This is a genomic window from Halomonas sp. 3D7M (assembly GCF_014897885.1).
In the GTDB taxonomy this organism is placed as follows: Bacteria; Pseudomonadota; Gammaproteobacteria; order Pseudomonadales; family Halomonadaceae; genus Vreelandella.
Window position 1 is genome coordinate 36,369 of record NZ_JABUZF010000170.1, and the last position, 20,479, is coordinate 56,847.

Below are 20,479 nucleotides of genomic sequence, written 5' to 3' on the forward strand. Positions count from 1 at the left end.
ATGCAAATCAGTTGAATCATCGTCGAAGTGTCGAACCAAAGCTAAAGCTCCCTCCCACAACATCCGAGCAGCCAAGTGCTTATGCATACGTTGCAAGAATGTAGATACTATCGAAACAATGGCTACCTATGATAAGTGCCCGCTTAATTTTATTCAGGCACTTATCACCAAGTAATAAAATATCGCTTTAACTGAAAATTTTTAAGAATTATATTCAGCGCTTTTTTATAGCTGTTCTTTATAAATTCGCCCGCCTTTCATAATCATGCGTAAGTTACGTTCTGGGTCTTTTAGAAACTCAAGATCGCGACTTGGGTCGCCATCTACGACTAAGAGATCAGCTAGTGCACCTGGTTCAATGCGCCCAAGTACACCAGGATAAGGATTACGCGGACCTGAAAGTGACAACAAATCACCGTTATGCCCTGTTGCCATTGCCAACACTGTTAACGGATCATAAAAGCGCGTTAATTTTGCCAAATGCCGCAGTTGATTCGGGGTGTTTTTAGGGCTAAAGAGAATGTCGGTACCCCAGGCAGTTTTCACATTAAACCGCTGTGCCATTTCATAAGCACGAGCGGTACCTTCAGACACTTGGCGCTGAGACTCTCGGCGCGCAGCATCAGGGTAAACATTAGCATCTTCATCTTGCAGGAAAGGCTGAAGGCTCCACCACGTGCCTTCTCCAGCCATCATTCTTACCGATTCTTCATCGGCCAATTGGCCATGCTCAATCGACTTAACGCCGGCTCGCAGAGCGCGCTGGATACCACGTGACGTATACACATGCACCATCACATAGGTGCCCCAATCATCGGCAGCCTCAACCGCTGCGCGTAGCTCTCGTTCCGTAAACTGGGTACTGTCTAATGGATCGTAAACCGACGCGACCCCACCGCCAGCCATCAATTTGATCTGCGAGGCACCTAGCATTAGCTGCTCACGTGTGCGCTTGAGCACTTCAGCCTCACCATCCGCAATCATTGCAACACCCTGACGCTCGACTTCACTTAGCGGTGTTGTGCTGCCACGAGGTACGTCATGGCGCATTCTAAAATCACCGTGGCCCGATGTTTGAGAAATCATCGCCCCTGCGGGAAATATCCTAGGGCCATTCACAATACCTTCATCAATAGCACGCTTTAACGCAAACGACGGCCCCCCTACATCCCTAACTGAAGTCACACCACGCATTAAGGTTCGTTCTGCTTCTCTGGCTGCCACCAAATGCACATAGCCAATATCAGCAGTCATGGCTTCCATCTGGGAGATGGCCGCTAGGGTGGTGTGCCAATGGGCATCAATCAAACCGGGCATCAATACACGACCGCCGCAATCAATGACATCAATACCTTCTACCTCTCCACTACCGTCTAGAATAGCGTCGATACGGCCATCTTCTACCCTGATTGATACACCATCACGCAGCGGGCCACCGTTGCCATCAAACAGCTTAAAATTGGTTAACAGCAGAGGTCCATCATGGGCCTTTGGCTGCTGCCCAACGGCAAACGGCACATGTAAACCTGCGAAAAGTGCCATCACCGCCGCTGTTCCCCCAATCATTTGGCGACGGGTAATCTCTGCCATCACCCGTTCATGAAAGCGTTGCAATATCGGCGACCCACAACAGCATGCCCCGTGGCTATGATGAACGTGGGCATCTGTTAACACTGGCGAAAATAAAGAACGGGCAGTTGGGGGCATGGCTAGAGCCTCGCTTAGCGGTAAGAAGTACAAGCAACTTTTCAAGACTTAAACCCAGAAGACTAAGTCAGCATTTCATCGCTTAATGCTATTTAATATATCTCAAATTTCCCAACAGGCAATTTCATAACAGTCGCTTTATCGAAAACTTGCGATGAATGCTAGCGAGCTAACATAGCTCACTAAAGCTTTAAGTGACGGTCAACGAAAACCAACGAATTTCCGATAAACTTTTTTCATTTATTGCACTTAACACCTACATTGTGGTTTAACATTTTTAATAAACAACAAATGAGGTGATGAGTTGTGAAAAGCTCGGGCATTTTTTTATGGGCATCACTACTTGTGATAGCCACAGCATCACCCAGCCAATCTGCTCAAGCACAACCACTCGCACTAGAAGACGCTTGGCAACAACTGCGCAGCCAAGACGATGACGTTGCCGCAGGCCAAGCTGCCCAACAACGCGCCGCTGCACTGCTTTCCACCCGCAATAATTTACTGCTGCCGCAAATAGACCTGTTAGGCTCTTATACCCACCTCGATGACCCAATTGAAGTAGATGCACTTGCGCTTAATCCGCTTAGCAGCGTCGCTGACTCTTTGCCTGGCCAACTGTTAGTTGACCTTATTGGTGGTCCCAATGCATTTCGTACACCGGTCACTAACCGCAATGTTGCCAGAAGCTCGTTAGCGATGTTTTGGCCGCTCTATACGGGGGGCAAAATCAGCTCTGCGCGGGAACTATTAACACTGGAAGAGCGGGAAGCCTCCCTACTACTTGAAGAGGTCTACCGCGTCCGCTTCATGGATTTAGTAACCGCTTATTACGGACTAGTCATGGCAGAGCGTGCGCTGACGACTCAACAGCAAGCTGAAGACACCCTTGCTCAGCATTACCGCTCTGCTCGTGCACTTGAAGAGCAGTATCAAATTGCCCGGGTAGAACGCTTAGCCGCCGAAGCAGCCTATGACCGTTCACGCATCACTACCCGTGCTATTCGCGAACAGCGTGATAGCGCCCAGCAAGCATTAGCGTCGTTGGTGCACTATGCACCTTCTGAATCTAGCTTAGGAGGTCACTCACCGGGCCCAACGCCTACGTCTCCCCTGTTTACGCTTGCGTCGCTGCCGCCAATTGGGCATTTTCAACCAGGGCTAGCCGACCACCCTGCTCTCAGGCTATTAGCTAATACCCAGGCACAGGCTGAAAGCGTGGTTGAGGCAAGCCGTGGACTTTATCATCCCAATATTTTCATGTTTGGCAGCTACAACCTTTATGAAGACGACTCTTTAGCAAGCGATCTCACGCCCGACTGGCTAGTTGGCGTTGGCGTCAGCATGCCACTGGTAGACCGAAGCGGACGGAGTGGCAAAGTACAGGCAGCGGTGAGCACTGTTTCGGAATTACGCTATCGCCAGCAGGCCGCCTCCCGCAAGCTGGAATTGCTGCTCGACCAACACTACCGTGAAGCGAATCAAGCGCTTGAAGAGTATAACGACCTCGCAAGTACAGTGGCGTTGGCAGAAGAGAGCCTGCGCCTGCAAATACTGGCTTTCTCAGAAGGGGTTGGTCGAGCACTCGATGTGATTGATGCCCAAACCTTTCTATCCACGACCCACACGCGCCGTGATGCTGCCGCCTTCCGGTTCGTCATGTCACTTACCCAGTTACTCAGTATTACAGGTCAACAAGAATCACTGTTTGCTTACCTTAGCGAGGGGGATCCAATTCCGTGACCACGCGCAGATTTCTCATCCTGGTCGTATTGGCAGGGATCGCCATCGCAGTATCCGTTGTTTTTTGGCACACCTATAGCACACCCCCTCTTCGCTTACAGGGTCAGATAGAAGCTCAACAATATATGGTGTCTTCAAAAGTACCTGGTCGGCTTGCAGAGATTGACGTACGACGTGGAGATAGCGTCAATGTCGGTGATCGGGTATTCCGTATTGAGAGCCCTGAGCTTGAGGCAAAACTCACCCAGGTCGATGCACTCGATACGATCAGCCGTTCGCTGGCACAAGCAGTGGAAGGCGGTACTCGGGAAGAAAAAATTGCTGTCGCACGCAGTGAGTTTCAGAAATCCCAAGCGGCAGAAACCTTGGCACGAACAACCTACGAACGTACTCGCGTACTAGCAGAGCAAGGCGTTGTGGCACGCCAACGACTAGACGAGGCCTTTACACTGCTACGGGTAGCGGAACAGACGCGTGTAACTGCAGCGGAAGTGCTTAGATTAGCAGAGGCTGGCCCTCGCGAAGAAGCACGCACCGCTAGCCGCGCTGGCGAAGAGATGACCTCCAGCCTGCGCGACGAGATCAACGAACTGCTTGAAGACTCAATGGCGTTTGCCCACCATCAAGGCATCATCAGCAATGTCTTACTAAATACAGGTGAACTGGTACCCCAGGGTTTCCCAGTGGTCATGATTACTGATTTAGATGAGGCATGGGCACTATTTAATGTGCGTGAAGACCTGCTACAGCATTTTTCGCAAGGAACCGAGTTCGATCTGGATATTCCCTCTCTTGGCCAACAGGCACGCTTCCGAGTCAGCCACATCGCAGCGTTGGGCGACTTTGCTACTTGGCGTGCCACGGTGCCAGGGCGCGGCTTTGATATGCGCACGTTTGAAGTGGAAATGCACCCGGTCGAGCCAGTACCTGGCCTAAGGGCAGGCATGAGTGTATTGCTTGATTTACCTTCTGAGGATGCGCGGTCAGGTAGCCAACATGGAACCGACTAGGCTGAATGGCTGGCAGGCGCTGCGCAGCCAGCCTTGGCTGCTAGCCCTGGCAGGATGGCTCCCCCCATTAATGACGCTGTTATTTATTGCCGTATTTGAAATGGGCACCCCACAATCGCTGCCCGTGGGCGTAGTCGATTTAGACCATACCGCTGAATCCCGTTCGCTACAGCGTTATTTAGATGCCAGCCCAGCGTTAGATATGCTTAACCCCTATCCTTCGGCAAGTGAAGGGGCCGAAGCGCTACAGCGTGGTGACGTCTTAGCACTATTGATCATTCCACGTGACTTTGGCCGCGACTTACGTCTCTCGCTCAGCCCTGAAGTCGTCGCTTTCTACAATAGCCAATACCTGCTGGCCGGAAAATTCATATCCTCCGCGTTAACTCAGTCAGGTATGACCTTCGCCGCCGAAGCAGGTGTTGCATTGCGGCTTGGTCAAGGTTATGCGTTACCACAAGCCGTAGCCGCAGCGGCTCCCGTGCGGCCACAAATTACCTCCCTTTATAACTCTGGGATGAGCTATGCCCGCTTTTTAGTCACCACGATCACACCCGCACTTTGGCAAATTGTGATTGTTGTCGCCACGCTGCTTACACTTTGCTGGCGGCTCGAAAAAGCACCTTTACCAGCCACTTTCTCCGCTAGAAGTATCGCACTTTGGCAACTACTGACGCCTATTTCGTTGCTGCTTTGGCTTCAGGGAGTATTAATGCTGGGCCTGTATAGTTACTTTCTCGGCTGGTCACCAGAGGACAGCCTTGCTTGGTTAGTGGCCGGAATGGCACTGATGGTACTGGCCGTGCAAAGTATGGCTACGCTGATTCTCTCCGCGGTTGCCAACAAAGTACGCGCACTAAGCCTTTGCGCCGCCTATCTAGCGCCAGCCTTTGCCTTTATGGGAATTACCTTCCCAAGAGGCGATATGAATATGCTGGCACGGGTCTGGGGTAACTTAATGCCATCCACACACTATATTGAACTCCAGGTAGCAGTGGCTGACCACGGAGCACCGCTGGCTACTCTGCTACCGCCCTTATTGATATTGCTGCTGTTTCTGCTGCCACTCCCCTTAGCCATTCATGCCTTACCAAGACAATTAAACATCAACCCTGCCGAGCAGGTGTCCTAATGAGTGCCTGGCAACGGTGTTGGCAAGCGTGGCAGGTAGAGATTGCGAATATATTTGCTGATCGGGCCGTGCTGCTCGTTATTGTTGGCGGCTTACTGTTCTATGCCGTTCTTTACCCTCTTCCCTATCATAAGAGTGTGCCGGGAGAGCAAGCGGTGGCGGTGGTGAATCATGACCACACTCATCTAGCGCGGCAACTTATCCGCATGGCAGATGCGGCTCCTCAAATTCGAGTCGCCGCCCAGCCTTCCAGCATGGCGGAAGCAGAAGCCTTACTGGCCAATGATGATGTTCATGGACTCCTGATTATTCCGTCTGGCTTCGAGCGGGATGTTTATTTAGGTCGACCTACCAGCCTGTCTTTCGCTGGGGACGCCAGTTACTTTCTAATTTACGGCAATGTTGTCGAGGGCTTGCTGACGGCCGCGACGACACTCAGTGTACAAACCCAAATCGTTGGTAGCTTAATGAAAGGGGAAAACCCTGCTCAGATTCCCGGTCAGATCATGCCTATGCGAATCACTACTAAGCCCGCGTTCAACCCCACGTCTGGCTACATCAATTACATTGTGCCCGCTGTCTTCGTATTAATTCTGCACCAGACGCTGCTAATTGCCGCGGGTAGCGTAACCATCAAAGATCGTGCACGCAGGCGTCTGGGACAAACCGCGCCATCGCTTGCATTAGCACTGCCGCTTCGACTCTTCACCTTTATGCTTATCTACCTGTTATTTGCCATGCTCTATTTTGGCTTTTTCTTTCAGCTTTATGGTGTCCCCCATGTTGCTGCACCTAGCGAATTACTCGTCTTCAGCGTGCTATTTTTCATGAGCGCCACGCTGTTCGCCATTTGGCTTGGCTACTTGCTTCCGCGACCAGAACTTCCCACTGTCCTGGTGCTCCTCTCGTCACTACCGATCGTCTTCACCGCAGGGTTTGCTTGGCCTGCAGAAAGCTTGCCCAAGTGGCTTGACACCCTAAGCCTACTGATTCCTGTAAAACCTGGCATACAAGGTTTTTTGGCGATTAACCAAATGGGGGCTCCACTGCTCAGTATCGGGCGGGAAATTAGCGTACTGGTTGGATTATGCGTTCTGTATGGCGGATGGCTTTGGTGGCTCGCTTGGCAGCAACGCCAGCCAAGCCCACGACAAGCTCATTGCAGTGACATTGCTGAAAGGGACGAATAAAGGGCTACTAACAGAAGGAGTATTAATAGTAGAGACGCAAATGGCGGTGATGTCTCAATCGGTCAACCCGCACGAGACACACCGCCATTTTCTACCACTCTAAACGTTACCGTTAGTGTAAAGATAAACGTAACGGTTTTTCATCAGCCCATCATGCCATGGTGGCAAATTATTCTGCGGCAGGGAGTTCGCCCAGCACCTCAGGAATCGTCATTTTCACATAGCGACCAGGCGCGCTTTCAATAACACTTAGCCCACCTTCTCCAGGCTGACGCGCGGGCACCATTTTTTCCGGATCAGGATCTGCATAGCCGTTCTCCGTCACCCAGGCCTGCCAATGCGGCCACCAGGAGCCTTCATTAAAGGTCGAGCCTTCTTGCCATGCATCATGCGTTTCGGGCAGCGCATCGTTGGTCCAATAGCCGTATTTATTCTTATGAGGAGGGTTCACAATGCCCGCGATATGGCCAGAACCACCCAACACAAACGTCACCGGCCCTTTGGGCAACAGCGCGCCATAATACGTACTGTTCCACTTAGCGATGTGATCTTCTTTCGTCGATACGAAATAGCAGGGGGCCGATATTTTACGAAGGTCAATCTTCACCTCGTCCAACTCAATGCCACCCGGCTCGACCAAGCGATTTTCCAAGTACATATGGCGCAGATACCACGCATGCGTACCTGCTGTCAGGTTTGTGCCATCGGTATTCCAATACAGCAGGTCAAACGCTGCGGGTACTTCGCCCTTCAGGTAATTATTGATATAGAACGACCAGAAAAGATCATTCTCACGCAATAAATTAAAGGTATAGGCCATTGAACGGCCATCTAAATACCCCTTCATTTCTAGCGTGTTTTCGATTCCCTCAACCACGCGCTCGTTAAGGAATACGCCAATATCACCGGGATCGCGGAAATCTTGCAGCGTCGCCATGTAGGTAACGGACTTCACCTTGCGACCACGCCGCGTGCTTGTCAGATAAGCGACTGTAGAGGCGGTTAGTGTGCCGCCCACACAGTAGCTCAACAGGTTGACTGACTTCTCGCCACAGGCTTGCTCAATGGCCTCCATCGCGCTAATGGGGCCCATTTGCATGTAATCAGCCCAGGTGATGTCACGCTGCTCTGGGCCTGGGTTACGCCAGGAAATCAGAAATACCGTATGCCCTTGATTCACCATCCACTTGACCAGCGAATTGTCTTCTCGCAGGTCGAGAATGTAATACTTATTGATCCATGGGGGCACGATCAACAGTGGCGTTTTAAAGGTTTTTTCCGTAGTGGGGGTGTATTGAATCAGCTGAATCAGCTCATTTTCATACACCACGGCACCCGGGGTAACCGCAATGTTATCGCCAATACCAAAGGCACTTCGATCGGTCATGCGTACATTGATACCTTCGGCTGAGTTCGCCAGGTCTTCTCGCAGACGCGTCAAACCATCCACCAAGTTCTGCCCGCGAGTTTCCAACGTACAGCGCATCACTTCCGGATTAGTCGATACGAAGTTAGTCGGCGACATGGCGTTTACCAACTGCCGAGCATAAAACGCCAGATTGCGCTTTTGCGTCGGGTCTAGGCCATCCAGGTCTTCTATGAGTTCTTCTACCATCTGCGAAAACAGCAGATACTGCTGCATAATCGCCAAGTAGTAAGGCTCTTGCGTCCAGGCTTCATCTTTAAAGCGGCGATCGCCTTTAGCAGGTGTGATCAATGGCGTCACCTGCTCACCAGACATAGCGCGCACACCCTGTTGCCAAAGCAGCCACTGATCTTGCATAAGGCGCGATTGGGTTTGCCACAACAGGTTAGGGTTACTCATAAGCGATTGTGCGGCGGCTTCAAAGCTTTCGCGCATATCACTGTAGACGGAGTCAGCAGCTTCGCTGGGGGCTATCCGTGACAGTAAATCCTCAAGCAGTCCTTTGTACTGTTCACCGACATCGCTTAGCTGCACTTTCCATGCTTCAAGCTCTTCTTGAGAAACACCTTGAGACGGCATTTTCCACCCTGACAGCATACTCACTCTCCCCTCACCTGCTGGCATTTTCTGCCCAGGCACATCATCCAAAAGAACGCGGCGCCTTGAAGGCGCCGCGAACATAGTTGCGTTTAGCTTTTACGTGAAGACTGGCTAGTCGCTTTCGCAGGCTGTTCACTTTTCGTGGCAGAGGTGGCTTGCTCGCTCATTTTCTGCCCAGCTTCGCTGAACAGCTTTTCCATTTCGGATTTGAATTGCAAGCTCATCTCACCCATGACACGGGCATCTTCCTGCATTTGCTGAGAAAGCTCGTTCATCATTTCGGCTTGTTTGGTGCCAAAATCACGCAGGCTTTCTGCATCGTCAATTTCCGTCGCGCTACGAATGCGCTCGGTGCCCATCTGGCTGTAGCGTTTCATTGCTTCCAGCTGATACTGGGTCATTTTTTCCATGTTGTTGAGCATCAGCGAGTTCATCTTACGCATTGGCTCAAACATTTGGCGGGTTTGGGTACTAAAGGCGTCCATCATTTTATCTTGCATAGTGTCTGCTCCTGTCTCTCGTTCCTTGGCATGAGCCTGGAGTGGCTCATCACATGGCAAAATTGCTGCACTGCAAAAAGAGTAAACGCTGCAATGCTGCTTTGCAACATTCTTAGCAGCTCGCTCAACCACGCTACACATTTCACATGACAGTTCTACCCTTTAGTGCGAGAACGCGAAGAAGCCGTCGCTTTCGCTTTGGAGCTTCTCGCACTTGATGCGCTTCCACCTGACGCTGCTGGCTTAGCAGCCTCTTGAGACTCGCCTTGATCTGTGCCGTCATCCTGTTCGGCACCGCTGCCGGAGGAACCCGCTTTGCGTAACATGTCCAACATCATCTGTTGATACGTGCCAAAGTTAGCTAACCCTTGGGAGAGACCTTGTTGCATCATCGGCTGCTGCAGGAAAGGACGCATTAGATTCATAGGGTCATAGCCATCTTCCCCTGACTCCATTTGCCGCTGAATATTTTCCAGCAGGCTTTGCTGAAACGCCTCAACATCCGGCAGCCCTAGTGATTGGCGAAACTCATCCGGTGTCAGGTCAAATTCAACGTTGATCTTCATAGGCGACTCCTTAACCATCTTCCTAGAGTGTAGCAGCGTTACGCCAAGCGCACCGTGCTGTTATTGTTGTTCTAAACGTGGCGTGTCAACGCTAACATCTCCATTTTGTCCACGATGACGTAGCCAATGATCTAGCAGTGTGATTGCCATCATCGCCTCAGCGATAGGCGTCGCACGGATACCGACACAAGGGTCATGGCGGCCTTTCGTTATTACCTCAACTGGCTGACCATGTATATCAATTGATCGCCCAGGCGTGGTAATACTTGACGTTGGCTTCAACGCTAATCGAGCGACGATCGGTTGGCCACTGGAGATTCCGCCCAACACCCCGCCCGCGTGATTAGAAAGAAACCCTTCAGGCGTCATCTCGTCACGGTGCTCGCTGCCACGCTGGGCAATGCAACCAAATCCGGCCCCGATTTCTATCCCTTTTACCGCATTGATGCTCATCAAACCATGCGCCAGATCAGCATCTAAACGGTCGAAGACCGGCTCGCCTAATCCGACCGGCACACCGTCGGCAATCACGGTAATTTCAGCGCCTACGGAATCTTGATCCCGACGCAGCTGATCCATATAGGCTTCAAGTTCGGCCACTTTGTCCGGGTCAGGGCAGAAAAAGGCATTTTCGCCTACCGCGTCCCAGGTTTTGAATTCGATTTTAATGGGCCCCAACTGACTCATATAACCGCGAATCTGAATTCCTTGCGCGGCCAGTACCTGCTTGGCAATAGCGCCAGCAGCAACACGCATGGCTGTTTCTCGCGCGCTAGAACGACCGCCGCCCCGGTAATCGCGATGGCCATACTTATGATGGTAAGTGTAGTCAGCGTGGGCGGGGCGGAATTGATCTTTGATTTTAGAGTAGTCTTTGGAGCGCTGATCGGTGTTCTCGATCAATAAACCAATCGACGTCCCCGTGGTTTTGCCTTCAAACACGCCAGAAAGAATCCGCACCTGATCCGGCTCTTTACGCTGAGTGGTGTGTCGAGAGCTACCTGGGCGGCGGCGATCTAGATCAAGCTGCAAGTCTGCTTCACTGATCGGTATGCCAGGCGGGCAACCGTCAACAATAGCGCCTAAAGCAGGGCCGTGGCTCTCACCAAACGTGGTAACGGTAAATAGCTTGCCAAAGGTATTGCCAGACATGGGCGTTAGTTCCTCACGCAAAAGACGCCGCATGGGCGTCGAGTTCAGCGGCGCTCAAGGCAAAAACACCCTGGCCGCCACGCTCGAATTCAAGCCAGATAAAGGGCACTTCAGGGAAAGCAGCCTCCACATGGCGGTCGGAATTGCCAACTTCAACAATCAGCCAGCCCTCGTCGGTTAAGTGCTGGCGTGCTTCACGCAAAATGCGTCGCACGATATCCAGCCCGTCGTTACCAGCGCCTAACGCCAGAGCAGGCTCATGGCGGAACTCGGCAGGCATGGTGGCCAGATCACGCGCATCAACATAAGGAGGGTTAGACACGATTAGGTCAAAACGCTGCCCTTCCAGGCCATCAAACACATCGGATTCGACAGCCCGCACGCGATCACCAACGTCGTGACGCGTAATGTTTTGACGAGCAACTGCTAAGGCATCCTGACTAATATCCGCCAATGCCACCTCGCAGGTAGGCAACACCAATGCAGTGGCAATGCCGATACAGCCAGAACCGGTACATAGGTCCAATACTCGGGCAGGCGGCTCTTCCGGGAACCATGCAGCAAAGCCGTCTTCAATCAGCTCGGCAATGGGCGAGCGCGGAATTAACACGCGTTCGTCAACGCTGAACGGGAATCCTGCAAAAAAAGCTTCGCCCAGTAAGTAAGGCAGCGGGCGGCGAGTCGTTACCCGCTCTCGCGCTAACCGGATAATGCGTTCGCGCTCTATTGGCAGCAAGCGGGCATCCAGCACAGCTGGGTCGACGTTCCATGGCAGATGCAGTGCGCCTAAGCAAAGCGCAACGGCTTCGTCCCAGGGCGATTCCGTGCCATGCCCATAGTGCAGCCCCGCCAGATAAAACTCGCTGGACACCCAGCGTAAGTAATCGCGCAGTGTAAAAAGCTCGCTCACCAATGCCGATTCCGGCAACGAAAGCATTGAGTGGGAGGTCTCATCATTGAGATGCGTAGTCACAGCGGCTCCTGGCGTGTAAAAAGTTCATGGAAGGATTGTACCTTTGACGCCGTCTGGTTCACAGCGCGTGGTTCACGGTGAACGGTTCACAGCTATGGTTTACAGGAACGGTTCACAGCAACGACAAGCTCGCTATACTGTGCGCTTCTCAATTATGCTTATTTGTTAACACTTCATTTCTCTATTTGAGCCGACCATGACGCGACACCTGCCCAATGACGACGATATCAGTGTCTTTCGCCAAGCGCTGCAGGCAGCAGGCGTGCGCCGTATTGCCAGTAATCAAGCTGATCCCGGCAAGCCTAAGCGCAACGACGAAGCTGCCCAGCAAGCACGTCGACAAGCGGCGGTAGAGAGCAACACGCTGCAAACCAGCGGTCGCACGACCGACGGTCGAGTAGAGGCGGTACGCCCCTCAGAGTATCTGGAATTCAGCGTGCCCGACCTGCCCTGGCGCACCTTAAGCCAGTTAAAACGTGGCCAAACCGCGTGGCAAGCGGGGTTGGATTTACACGGTTATACCCTAGAAGAAGCGAGGATTGAGCTTGAAAGTTTTTTGCGCGACGCCGCTGCACAAGGCATGCGCTGTGTTCTAGTCGTGCATGGTAAGGCCTGGGGCACCACCTCTGACTTTCCGGTGCTTAAAAGCCATACCAATGCGTGGTTAAGAGAGTGGCCCGGCGTCTTGGCGTTCTGTTCCGCCACCGATATCGATGGCGGTACAGGCGCGGTGTATATTCTGCTGCGCAAGCGCGGGCAGTAGGCGGCTATGTCACTCGGTCGCATCCGAAGCAATGCTAGGCATGCGGCGCTCTAACGCTTCATCAGCAAGATGCCGACCCAGCCGAATTAATTCGTTGGCCCGGTGAAACTCGTAAGTGCTGCAAACAGTTTTGGGAATTTCGATCAATACATCCGGCGGATAGCCTGCGATTTTATACTTCGCCAGCGCCGCCTGGGTGATATCAAACGACTCTAGAATCATATCGAGCTTACCCCACTCACGCCGACCACGCAGGTCAACGGTTTCATCAACGTCGCTCTCTTCACCATTACTGCCCCCCAGCCCATCCCACAGGCGGCGCGTGGTGGCACGCACATCGTCCATCCAACCGCCAATATTAGCATCACGGTCGCGCTCTAACGCGGTGCGGCTGTCGCTTGTATCTTCGCGGGGTAACAACTCCTCTAAGGTGATCGGTTGTGGGCTGTGCGCCGTCACGTTAACCGCCACGACAAAATCCGCTTCGTGGGTGGCTAATATCGGCATTATCGGCAGTGGGTTCAGCAAGCCGCCATCAACGAGTACCTGGCCACCCACATGTACTGGGGTAATGACACCCGGCACGGCAATAGAGGCACGGATTGCCTGGAGTAAAGGGCCATTTTGAAACCACACTTCACGTTGACGAATCAGATCTGTCGCGACGGTCGTCACCGGGATAGGCAGGTCTTCAATCAATCTATCACCGACCAGCTCTTCAAGTTTGCTCATGACCTTATTCGCTCGCATGGCGCCCATTGGGCTCCAGGTCACATCGACCAGCTTGAGCACGTCTAAATAGTCCAGGTTACACACCCACTCCCGGTATTCAGGCAGCTTTCCAGCGGCATAAATACCAGCAATTAGCGCGCCCATAGAGCAACCCGCAATCGAAATTATCTCGAAGCCGCGTGCTTCCAATGCTTCAATAACACCGATATGGGCGTACCCCCTGGCCCCTCCGCTCCCTAATACCAGCGCAACCTTATTACCGCCATTCAAGCAGCTGCTTGCCACAGGTGTTTTAACAACATGCGCTACTTTTTTCTTCATCGTCATCTTCCTAACGCGAGCAATCAGGTACCCGCTACGCTTGCTGACTGATTGTGCTGGCCACGTGATGAACCGCCTGGGGCTCAAGATGCAGATGATGGCCACCCGCTAGTACATGGCGCGTTAACTGTGGTACTGCTTGGCGCGCTTTTTCTGCCCAGTCCCGCTCGCCTAAAATACCTCGTTCCCCTTCTATCAATAGCACCGGGGCTTGAATCTCCGCCAGTAGCGCCAACACTTGCTGGGGCGTAAAGCGCACCAAGGAAGGCTTTAACAAACGGCTATCCGTGCGCATTTGCACATGCCCATCGGCAGTGGCCTGGGTGTTGCGCTCGACAAGTGGCGTGGCGGTGATGCTGTCCAGCGGCGTGACACCTCCGGCTACCCGCGCTGCAACTGCACTCTCAACATCGGGATAACGAGGAGGACGGGAAAGCGGCCGCCGATAGGCCACTAGCCCTTTGCGTAGTTGGCTGGCAGTCTCTTCGGCAGGTGTGTTTAGCGCTCCTAAGCCATCTAACAGAATTAGCTTATCTACCCGCTCAGGCAGCGCTGCCGAGACTAGGCAAGCCACGGCTGCCCCCATCGAGTGAGCAAGTAGCGTCGCCTTTTCGATCTCTAATGACTCCATGGTATCCAGCACGTCCTGGGTATAGTCCCATAGTGCATAGTCGCTTCCTGCAGGCGCATGAGCCGAATGCCCGTGACCGCGGAAGTCGATCGCCACAATGCGAATATCCAGTGCTTTCACCAATAGCGGCGCCAGCCGACTGAAGCTCGCCGCGTTGTCTAGCCAACCATGCAGTGCCACCCAAGTAGGCGCAGTGCTACGCCCCCAGCTAAGCGCCGCCAGCCGACCATTCGCCAGGGAAAGCGGCTGCGCAGCGGTACCGACGTGGGTCGATTCATTCATAAGCAGGATCTCTTAAAAGCCGGATAACCAAGCAATGTCATATACGTCAGATGACGCTCTAAGGCGTAAACGTTACCATGCTAAGCGCAGCGCATCTGCCGCTTTTATGCGGATAACGCTTGCGTGCTGCAACTACTGCGAAATGCTCTTAACGATGATGACCAACAGGAAAATGACTATGAAACCACGTCGTGACACCCGTGCTCGCAACCTTGTGTTCTTGATTACTGTGATAAGTGCGTTGGTGGTTGGTCTGTGGCTTGCTCGCTAAGCCAATTGCACCCACTAAGCCAGTAGCTCCCAGCCCCCCAGCGTTGAGCGTCGCTTGCAATTTCTCTTCCACGAATAAATACTGTATATAAACACACTATTTATTCATGAGGATGCCGACGATGCCGTCCCAACCCGCCGTTTTAAAAACAGCCACGTTGGCAACAAGTACGTTTACAACGAGTACATTTCCAACAACGATGGTTGCGACAGCCCTGCCGTTAACCTCTCAGCCGTTGCCATTTCCAACGTTATACGGCCGCGCTGGGTTTAGCGGCTTCCCTTCACCTGCTCAAGATTACGAACCACGCACGTTAGATCTCAATGAGCGACTGATTAAACATCCCAACCACACGTTTTACCTCACCGCCGCGGGCGACAGCATGGAAGGCTGGGGGATATTCGAAGGTGATTTGCTGGTGGTAGATCGCAGCATACCGCCCCGCTTAGGGCATATCCTGGTCGCCATGTTTGAAGAGGAAGTACTGATAAAGCGTTATGCGCTCTATCAAGGCACGCCACACCTCTGCTCGGCACATCCCCACTATCCACCGCTGCCGTTAGCAGAGACAAACTGTCAGCTATGGGGGGTGGTGCGCGCTGTGGTGCATGAGTATTTGCCATGATTGGCCTTGTTGATGCCAATAATTTTTATGTTGCCTGCGAGCGTGTTTTTAACCCCACGCTTGAAGGCAAACCCGTGGGCGTGATGTCGAATAACGATGGCTGTGTGATCGCCCGTTCGGCCGAAATGAAAGCCTTGGAAATCCCCATGGGCACTCCCTCTTTCCAGCTGGAAGGTTTGCGCCGACGGGGAGAGATTCACTTACTGTCATCAAACTACGAGCTGTATGGCGACATGTCCGCACGACTCACCCAGCTACTGCGGGATGCCTGTCCAGACGTCGCGCCTTACTCTATTGATGAAATGTTTATCTACCTGGATGGCTTCAGCGACACTCAATGCCAAGTGCTCGGGGAAGTTGTCCGCCGCCGTGTTCGCCGCTATTTAGGGCTACCTGTATGCGTAGGGCTGGCACCTACCCATACGCTAGCCAAGCTCGCTAACCACGTTGCCAAACAGCAGCCTCACTACCAAGGCGTCTGCCTACTCACTGCCAACAGCCCGACCACTACGGCGCTGCTTAAACAGCTGCCGGTGAATGACGTATGGGGCGTCGGCAGACGCCTAGCAGAACGGCTTGCGGTGAGTGGTATTCGCACGGCGTGGCAGTTGCGGGAGTGCGACCCAAAGCAACTTCGCAAACGATTTTCAGTGGTGCTTGCGCGTACAGCGCTAGAGCTACGTGGCACCTCATGCTTGGCAATGAACGCATTAGAAGAGCCGCGTCAGCGTATTATGACGTCACGCTCTTTTGGCCACGCAACCGGCGTAAAAGCGGAATTGCACGCAGCGCTGCGCCGCCATGCTCAGCGCAGTGCCGAAAAACTGCGCCAGCAGAAAAGCCTTACTCGCGCCGTATTGCTATTTCTAAACACCAACCGCCATCGTAAAGACCAGCCTCAGCTTTCACCTAGCGCGATGATTCCCCTGGCATCGCCAAGTGACGATACCCGCATCATTTTAGAAGCCGTCCGCGAAGGGTTGGAACAGATGTATCGGCCGGGTTTTCAGTTTATGAAAGCCGGTGTCATGCTATTGGACTTAGTCGATGCACAGCAGTATCAGCTTTCGCTGTTGCAGCCTTCACATAAAGCGCACCCGCACTTGATGAACGCCGTTGACGCCATTAATCAGCGCATGGGGCAAGGCACGATTCGCTTTGGAATGACAGAGGCGGAAGCACCGTGGCAGTTGCGCTGTGCGCACCGCTCTAACCGTTACACCACCTGCTGGGACGAACTCATGGAGGCAGGCACTCACCCTGGCGCCATTGCAGCTGCCAGGGTGAAGCGTGAACAACAGCGGCTAGCGCGAGCGCAGCGCTTGGCGCAGCCGCGGGCTTAGGGTCTCCCCCACTGCGACCATGACCAGCAAAACCGCTAGCAGCCACGGCCAATGCACCGCGAACGAAACTTGGTAAAGCCCCAAGGCATCAGCAAAGATAACCAAAATACCCAACGGACTAACGTAGCGCACCATGGTCAGCCATAGCGCATAAGGCAACGGCGCAAGGCCCAGTTCGTCGCGGAAGGTTTCGCTTTTCAGCACAAAACCTGCCAGCACGACCGTACCCAATCCCCCTAGCGGCATCATCCAGCGCGAGGTCAGGTAATCAAGCCAGTCGAAAAAGGTTTTACCCGCCAGTGTCCAATCAGCGCCCAGGTTAAACGATAGCATCGCCAGCGTGCTGATCAGCCATAGCACGATGCCCGTCGCCCAAGAGGCAGATTTGCGGGTCATGCCTTTGTTATCGCATAACCACGACACCGTGGCTTCCACCATCGAAATAGACGAGGTCAGCGCCGCCATCGAGAGCATCAAGAAAAACAGAATGCCAAATAGCGTGCCCATTGGCATCGCCTGGAAGGCCAGCGGCAAGCTCATAAAGATAAGCCCCGGCCCTTCACCAGGATTCATACCGTTAGCAAAAATGACCGGGAAGATCGCCAACCCCGCCATTAGTGCAACGACGGTATCAGCAATGGCCACGCTTACCGTGGTACGCCCAATCGAAGCTCCTTTGGGCAAGTAGCTACCGTAGGTAAGAATCGCACCGGATGCCAACGACAACGTGAAAAAGGCGTGGCCCAACGCCGCCAGCATGCCTTCACTAGAGAGGCTGCCTGCGTTGAACGAGAACAAGAAGCTCACTGCCTCGCCAAACCCACCGGAAAACACCCCGAAGATGATCAGTAGAATGAGCATGAGCACCAGCCCAGGCATCATCCAACTGACATTTTTCTCGATACCTTCCTGAACGCCTTTGCCCACAATCACCATGGTCAGCACTGCCACCAGGGTGCTCCAACCGCCCAGAATGAACGGGTTGGCATTATTGGCTCCAAAGACCGCCGCCATGTCATCAACGCTACTGCCTGCGAGGCCACCGGTGAGCATTTTCCATAAATAGGAGAACGACCAACCTGCGACCACGACATAAAACGACAGAATCATAAAGCCGCAAAGCATCGCCATCCAACCAATCAGCGACCAGGCAGAAGAGCGGCCAGACTCATTGACAACGCGCCGTATCGCATCAATCGGGCTGCCGCGCCCACGCCGACCAAAGGCAATTTCGGTCATCATCACTGGAACGCCAACGGCTAAAATGCACGCCAGATACACCAGCACAAAGGCCCCACCACCATACTCCCCGGTGATATAGGGGAATTTCCAAATATTGCCCAGCCCCACCGCCGAACCGGTGGCTGCCAGCATAAAGCCCCAGCGGCCCAGCCACTGAGTGCGAGGTTGCCCAGAAGACGCCATGACCTTCCACCTTGTCAGAAAAAAGCGCCTATCCTAGAGGATTTTATAACCAAAGCCCAAAATTCTTGTCTCTCTAGGCGAACCAGCCATGCGCATCTGAAGCAAGAATCTGGCAGACTAGTGAGCGATGAACACCACCCAACGGAGAGTGCTTAACATGAGCGACAGCGCCAAACCCTGGACGCAACCCATGCCCGACGCGCAGTTCAACATCATGCGCGATATTCTTGCTGCCCCCAGCCCGGTAGGCCTGGAAGGCGCCATGACCTACGGCGTACTGAAGCCCTACTTTGAAAGCTTCGCGCCCAGCGGCTGGCATCTGCATCAGTTTAAAGGCAATGCTGGCGTGGTGCTGGACACCCATCCTGGCCGCGATGACATGTTCAAAGTGATGATCATCGGCCATGCAGACAAAATCCGCATGCAGGTTCGCTCGATTGGCGAAGACGGCAAGATCTGGATCAACACTGACTCCTTCTTGCCGACTGTGCTTATCGGCCATGAAGTGAAGCTATTCAGCGAAGATCCTGACGCTCCCGGCAGCTATCGCTGCATCCAAGGCGGTACAGTAGAAGCCTTGGGCGCTATTCACTTTTCTGATCCTGCACAGCGCGATGGCAGCAAAGGTATCAAAAAAGAGCAGATCTACCTGGACCTGCAAATCCATGGCGAAAATAAAAAGCAGCAAGTGCTGAATTTAGGCGTTCGCCCAGGTGACTCCATTATTTTCGACCGCCCCATTCGCCCTGGTTTTAGCCCGAACACCTTCTACGGCGCTTACCTGGATAATGGCTTGGGCTGCTTTGTTACCGCAGAAGTAGCGAAGTTAATCGCAGAAGCCGGCGGCACCGAAAACGTACGCGTGCTGTTTGCCATTGCCAGCTACGAAGAAATTGGCCGTTTCGGCAGCCGCGTATTGGCTGGCGAACTAAAGCCAGACGCACTGATTGGCGTAGACGTTAACCACGACTACATAGCTGCTCCTGGTATTGGCGACAAGCGCATGCAGCCGCTGGAAATGGGCAAAGGCTTCACGATGTCCGTAGGCTCGATTGCCAGCGAACAGCTCAACCGCATTATCGCCAGCGCCGCCAAAGAGCAGGATATTCCCCTGCAGCGGGACATCGTTGGCGTGGATACGGGTACTGACGGCATGGCAGGCGTGCTGGCCTCTATTGATAGCGCAGCTACCTCAATAGGCTTCCCGATTCGCAACATGCACACTATTTCCGAAACCGGCAACACCCAGGATGTACTCGCGGCAGTTCACGCGCTGACCCACACCTTAAAAGCACTGGATGCCCTACCCGACCTGCAGCGGGAATTCCTGGACAACCATCCACGGCTTGACCAGGCCAGCCCACTTAGCCATCAGGGTAGCGACAAGCCTGATACTGATGAAGACAAAAAAGCCTCAAAGCCCAAAAAAGCAAAGAAGTAGTGAAAAGAAAGTTAGTGAAGAGTTAGCGAAGAACGAGTGTAGCCAAGTACTAGCGTAAAAAAACCCCGGCCATTCCTGGCCGGGGTAGTAGTATTTCCTCCGTAATCCTTCTTCACGAACGTCCTGTTCGTGCATCCTTGGTTTAACAAGCCTTCCTGCTTGGTCGTCCCTAACACCTTTCCCTGTGTTTACCTACCTTGAACCTCATATATGTCAAAAACATTAACCTGGGATATCAAAACATAAGTTTTTTTAAATTTTTATACTACCCGTTTATAAACAGATAGCTGCTTATATAAATGGCGAACTAGCCGTTTGCTGTTTATACTTTTTAAGCATCGTCACGGATGCACCTCTACACGGAACGTTACCACGACTGAACCCATTAACTCCCTTACGTTAGGAGGTCAGCGTGAGACATATCATGATTAGCCCGACAATCTACGGTGTGGATATTATTTGCCGTCATTGCGGCAACGCGGAATCCTCGAAAACGTCGTACCTAAAACGATTTCGCCTTGAGGGCACCGGCAAAGACAGCGCTACACTACGCTGCATGAATTGCCAAACGGCGGTATCCACACCAATGAGCAAACTCAGCGCACTGTTTTATCATCACGCTTGTTAGTCAGCAGTGCCGTTTGCCCAT

At 53.0% G+C, this 20,479-nt stretch carries 17 protein-coding genes; 8 read left to right on the forward strand and 9 right to left on the reverse strand.

Features of this window, described 5'->3' with window-relative positions:
- Positions 1–225: 225 nt before the first annotated feature.
- Positions 226–1,590: a metal-dependent hydrolase family protein gene (locus INT22_RS08840; RefSeq protein WP_193068072.1), complete on the reverse strand. Its 1,365-nt coding sequence runs from the start codon at positions 1,588–1,590 to the stop codon at positions 226–228.
- A gap of 423 nt (positions 1,591–2,013) precedes the next feature.
- Here INT22_RS08840 and INT22_RS21880 point away from each other — a divergent pair, with 423 nt between their 5' ends.
- From INT22_RS21880 to INT22_RS08860, 4 genes are read left to right on the forward strand one after another with little or no spacing between them, the layout of a single operon-like run.
- Positions 2,014–3,447 (forward strand): TolC family protein, encoded by a 1,434-nt coding sequence (locus INT22_RS21880; protein WP_193068073.1) that lies wholly within the window; start codon positions 2,014–2,016, stop codon positions 3,445–3,447.
- Positions 3,444–4,457: an HlyD family secretion protein gene (locus INT22_RS08850; protein ID WP_193068074.1), complete on the forward strand. Its 1,014-nt coding sequence runs from the start codon at positions 3,444–3,446 to the stop codon at positions 4,455–4,457. Before INT22_RS21880 ends, INT22_RS08850 begins: the two co-directional genes overlap by 4 nt.
- Positions 4,444–5,589 carry an ABC transporter permease gene (locus INT22_RS08855; protein ID WP_193061645.1) on the forward strand — a complete coding sequence of 382 codons (1,146 nt, stop codon included), beginning with the start codon at positions 4,444–4,446 and terminating at the stop codon, positions 5,587–5,589. The genes INT22_RS08850 and INT22_RS08855 overlap by 14 nt, the downstream gene beginning before the upstream one ends.
- Positions 5,589–6,779, forward strand: a complete 1,191-nt coding sequence (locus tag INT22_RS08860; RefSeq protein WP_193068075.1) for an ABC transporter permease — start codon at positions 5,589–5,591, stop codon at positions 6,777–6,779. Before INT22_RS08855 ends, INT22_RS08860 begins: the two co-directional genes overlap by 1 nt.
- Positions 6,780–6,948: 169 nt before the next feature.
- Here the strand turns inward: INT22_RS08860 and phaC are convergent, their stop codons facing one another.
- From phaC to prmB, 5 genes are all read right to left on the reverse strand, one after another.
- The gene (gene phaC / locus INT22_RS08865) at positions 6,949–8,802 is read right to left on the reverse strand and encodes a class I poly(R)-hydroxyalkanoic acid synthase (protein WP_193068076.1); all 1,854 of its coding nucleotides are present in this window, start codon (positions 8,800–8,802) and stop codon (positions 6,949–6,951) included.
- Positions 8,803–8,894: 92 nt separating this feature from the next.
- Positions 8,895–9,305 (reverse strand): phasin family protein, encoded by a 411-nt coding sequence (locus INT22_RS08870; RefSeq protein ID WP_038482660.1) that lies wholly within the window; start codon positions 9,303–9,305, stop codon positions 8,895–8,897.
- 155 nt (positions 9,306–9,460) lie between these two features.
- Positions 9,461–9,871 carry a hypothetical protein gene (locus INT22_RS08875; protein ID WP_193068077.1) on the reverse strand — a complete coding sequence of 137 codons (411 nt, stop codon included), beginning with the start codon at positions 9,869–9,871 and terminating at the stop codon, positions 9,461–9,463.
- A gap of 60 nt (positions 9,872–9,931) precedes the next feature.
- On the reverse strand, positions 9,932–11,023 hold the full coding sequence (aroC, locus tag INT22_RS08880; RefSeq protein WP_038482654.1) for a chorismate synthase: 1,092 nt from the start codon (positions 11,021–11,023) through the stop codon (positions 9,932–9,934).
- A gap of 13 nt (positions 11,024–11,036) precedes the next feature.
- A complete protein-coding gene (prmB, locus tag INT22_RS08885) occupies positions 11,037–11,996 on the reverse strand; it encodes a 50S ribosomal protein L3 N(5)-glutamine methyltransferase (protein WP_193068078.1) in 960 nt (319 codons plus the stop codon).
- 196 nt (positions 11,997–12,192) lie between these two features.
- On the opposite strand from prmB, the gene INT22_RS08890 reads away from it, so the two are divergent.
- A complete protein-coding gene (locus INT22_RS08890) occupies positions 12,193–12,759 on the forward strand; it encodes a Smr/MutS family protein (protein WP_089038690.1) in 567 nt (188 codons plus the stop codon).
- 9 nt (positions 12,760–12,768) lie between these two features.
- Here the strand turns inward: INT22_RS08890 and INT22_RS08895 are convergent, their stop codons facing one another.
- Positions 12,769–13,812, reverse strand: coding sequence for a patatin-like phospholipase family protein (locus INT22_RS08895; protein ID WP_193068079.1), 1,044 nt, complete (start codon positions 13,810–13,812; stop codon positions 12,769–12,771).
- Positions 13,813–13,846: 34 nt separating this feature from the next.
- Positions 13,847–14,725, reverse strand: a complete 879-nt coding sequence (locus INT22_RS08900; protein WP_193068080.1) for an alpha/beta fold hydrolase — start codon at positions 14,723–14,725, stop codon at positions 13,847–13,849.
- Between the two features lie 470 nt (positions 14,726–15,195).
- On the opposite strand from INT22_RS08900, the gene INT22_RS08905 reads away from it, so the two are divergent.
- Both INT22_RS08905 and INT22_RS08910 read left to right on the forward strand, forming a co-directional pair.
- Positions 15,196–15,621, forward strand: coding sequence for a LexA family protein (locus tag INT22_RS08905; RefSeq protein ID WP_089038693.1), 426 nt, complete (start codon positions 15,196–15,198; stop codon positions 15,619–15,621).
- Positions 15,618–16,964 (forward strand): Y-family DNA polymerase, encoded by a 1,347-nt coding sequence (locus INT22_RS08910; RefSeq protein WP_193068081.1) that lies wholly within the window; start codon positions 15,618–15,620, stop codon positions 16,962–16,964. Before INT22_RS08905 ends, INT22_RS08910 begins: the two co-directional genes overlap by 4 nt.
- Here INT22_RS08910 and INT22_RS08915 read toward each other — a convergent pair.
- Positions 16,926–18,389: a sodium-dependent transporter gene (locus tag INT22_RS08915; protein WP_193068082.1), complete on the reverse strand. Its 1,464-nt coding sequence runs from the start codon at positions 18,387–18,389 to the stop codon at positions 16,926–16,928. The genes INT22_RS08910 and INT22_RS08915 overlap by 39 nt on opposite strands.
- A gap of 157 nt (positions 18,390–18,546) precedes the next feature.
- On the opposite strand from INT22_RS08915, the gene INT22_RS08920 reads away from it, so the two are divergent.
- The gene (locus tag INT22_RS08920) at positions 18,547–19,830 is read left to right on the forward strand and encodes a M20/M25/M40 family metallo-hydrolase (RefSeq protein WP_193068083.1); all 1,284 of its coding nucleotides are present in this window, start codon (positions 18,547–18,549) and stop codon (positions 19,828–19,830) included.
- The last annotated feature ends 649 nt before the right edge of the window (positions 19,831–20,479 follow it).

Bases quoted from the DNA above. Each gene is read 5' to 3' on its own strand.
- INT22_RS08900 (WP_193068080.1), bottom strand. From the start codon at position 14,725: ATGAATGAATCGACCCACGTCGGTACCGCTGCGCAGCCGCTTTCCCTG.
- INT22_RS08870 (WP_038482660.1), bottom strand. From the start codon at position 9,305: ATGCAAGATAAAATGATGGACGCCTTTAGTACCCAAACCCGCCAAATG.
- INT22_RS08860 (WP_193068075.1), top strand. From the start codon at position 5,589: ATGAGTGCCTGGCAACGGTGTTGGCAAGCGTGGCAGGTAGAGATTGCG.
- INT22_RS08895 (WP_193068079.1), bottom strand. From the start codon at position 13,812: ATGAAGAAAAAAGTAGCGCATGTTGTTAAAACACCTGTGGCAAGCAGC.
- INT22_RS08840 (WP_193068072.1), bottom strand. From the start codon at position 1,590: ATGGCAGAGATTACCCGTCGCCAAATGATTGGGGGAACAGCGGCGGTG.
- INT22_RS08905 (WP_089038693.1), top strand. From the start codon at position 15,196: ATGGTTGCGACAGCCCTGCCGTTAACCTCTCAGCCGTTGCCATTTCCA.
- phaC (WP_193068076.1), bottom strand. From the start codon at position 8,802: ATGCTGTCAGGGTGGAAAATGCCGTCTCAAGGTGTTTCTCAAGAAGAG.
- INT22_RS08855 (WP_193061645.1), top strand. From the start codon at position 4,444: ATGGAACCGACTAGGCTGAATGGCTGGCAGGCGCTGCGCAGCCAGCCT.
- INT22_RS08920 (WP_193068083.1), top strand. From the start codon at position 18,547: ATGAGCGACAGCGCCAAACCCTGGACGCAACCCATGCCCGACGCGCAG.
- INT22_RS08915 (WP_193068082.1), bottom strand. From the start codon at position 18,389: ATGGCGTCTTCTGGGCAACCTCGCACTCAGTGGCTGGGCCGCTGGGGC.
- aroC (WP_038482654.1), bottom strand. From the start codon at position 11,023: ATGTCTGGCAATACCTTTGGCAAGCTATTTACCGTTACCACGTTTGGT.
- INT22_RS08910 (WP_193068081.1), top strand. From the start codon at position 15,618: ATGATTGGCCTTGTTGATGCCAATAATTTTTATGTTGCCTGCGAGCGT.
- INT22_RS08890 (WP_089038690.1), top strand. From the start codon at position 12,193: ATGACGCGACACCTGCCCAATGACGACGATATCAGTGTCTTTCGCCAA.
- INT22_RS08875 (WP_193068077.1), bottom strand. From the start codon at position 9,871: ATGAAGATCAACGTTGAATTTGACCTGACACCGGATGAGTTTCGCCAA.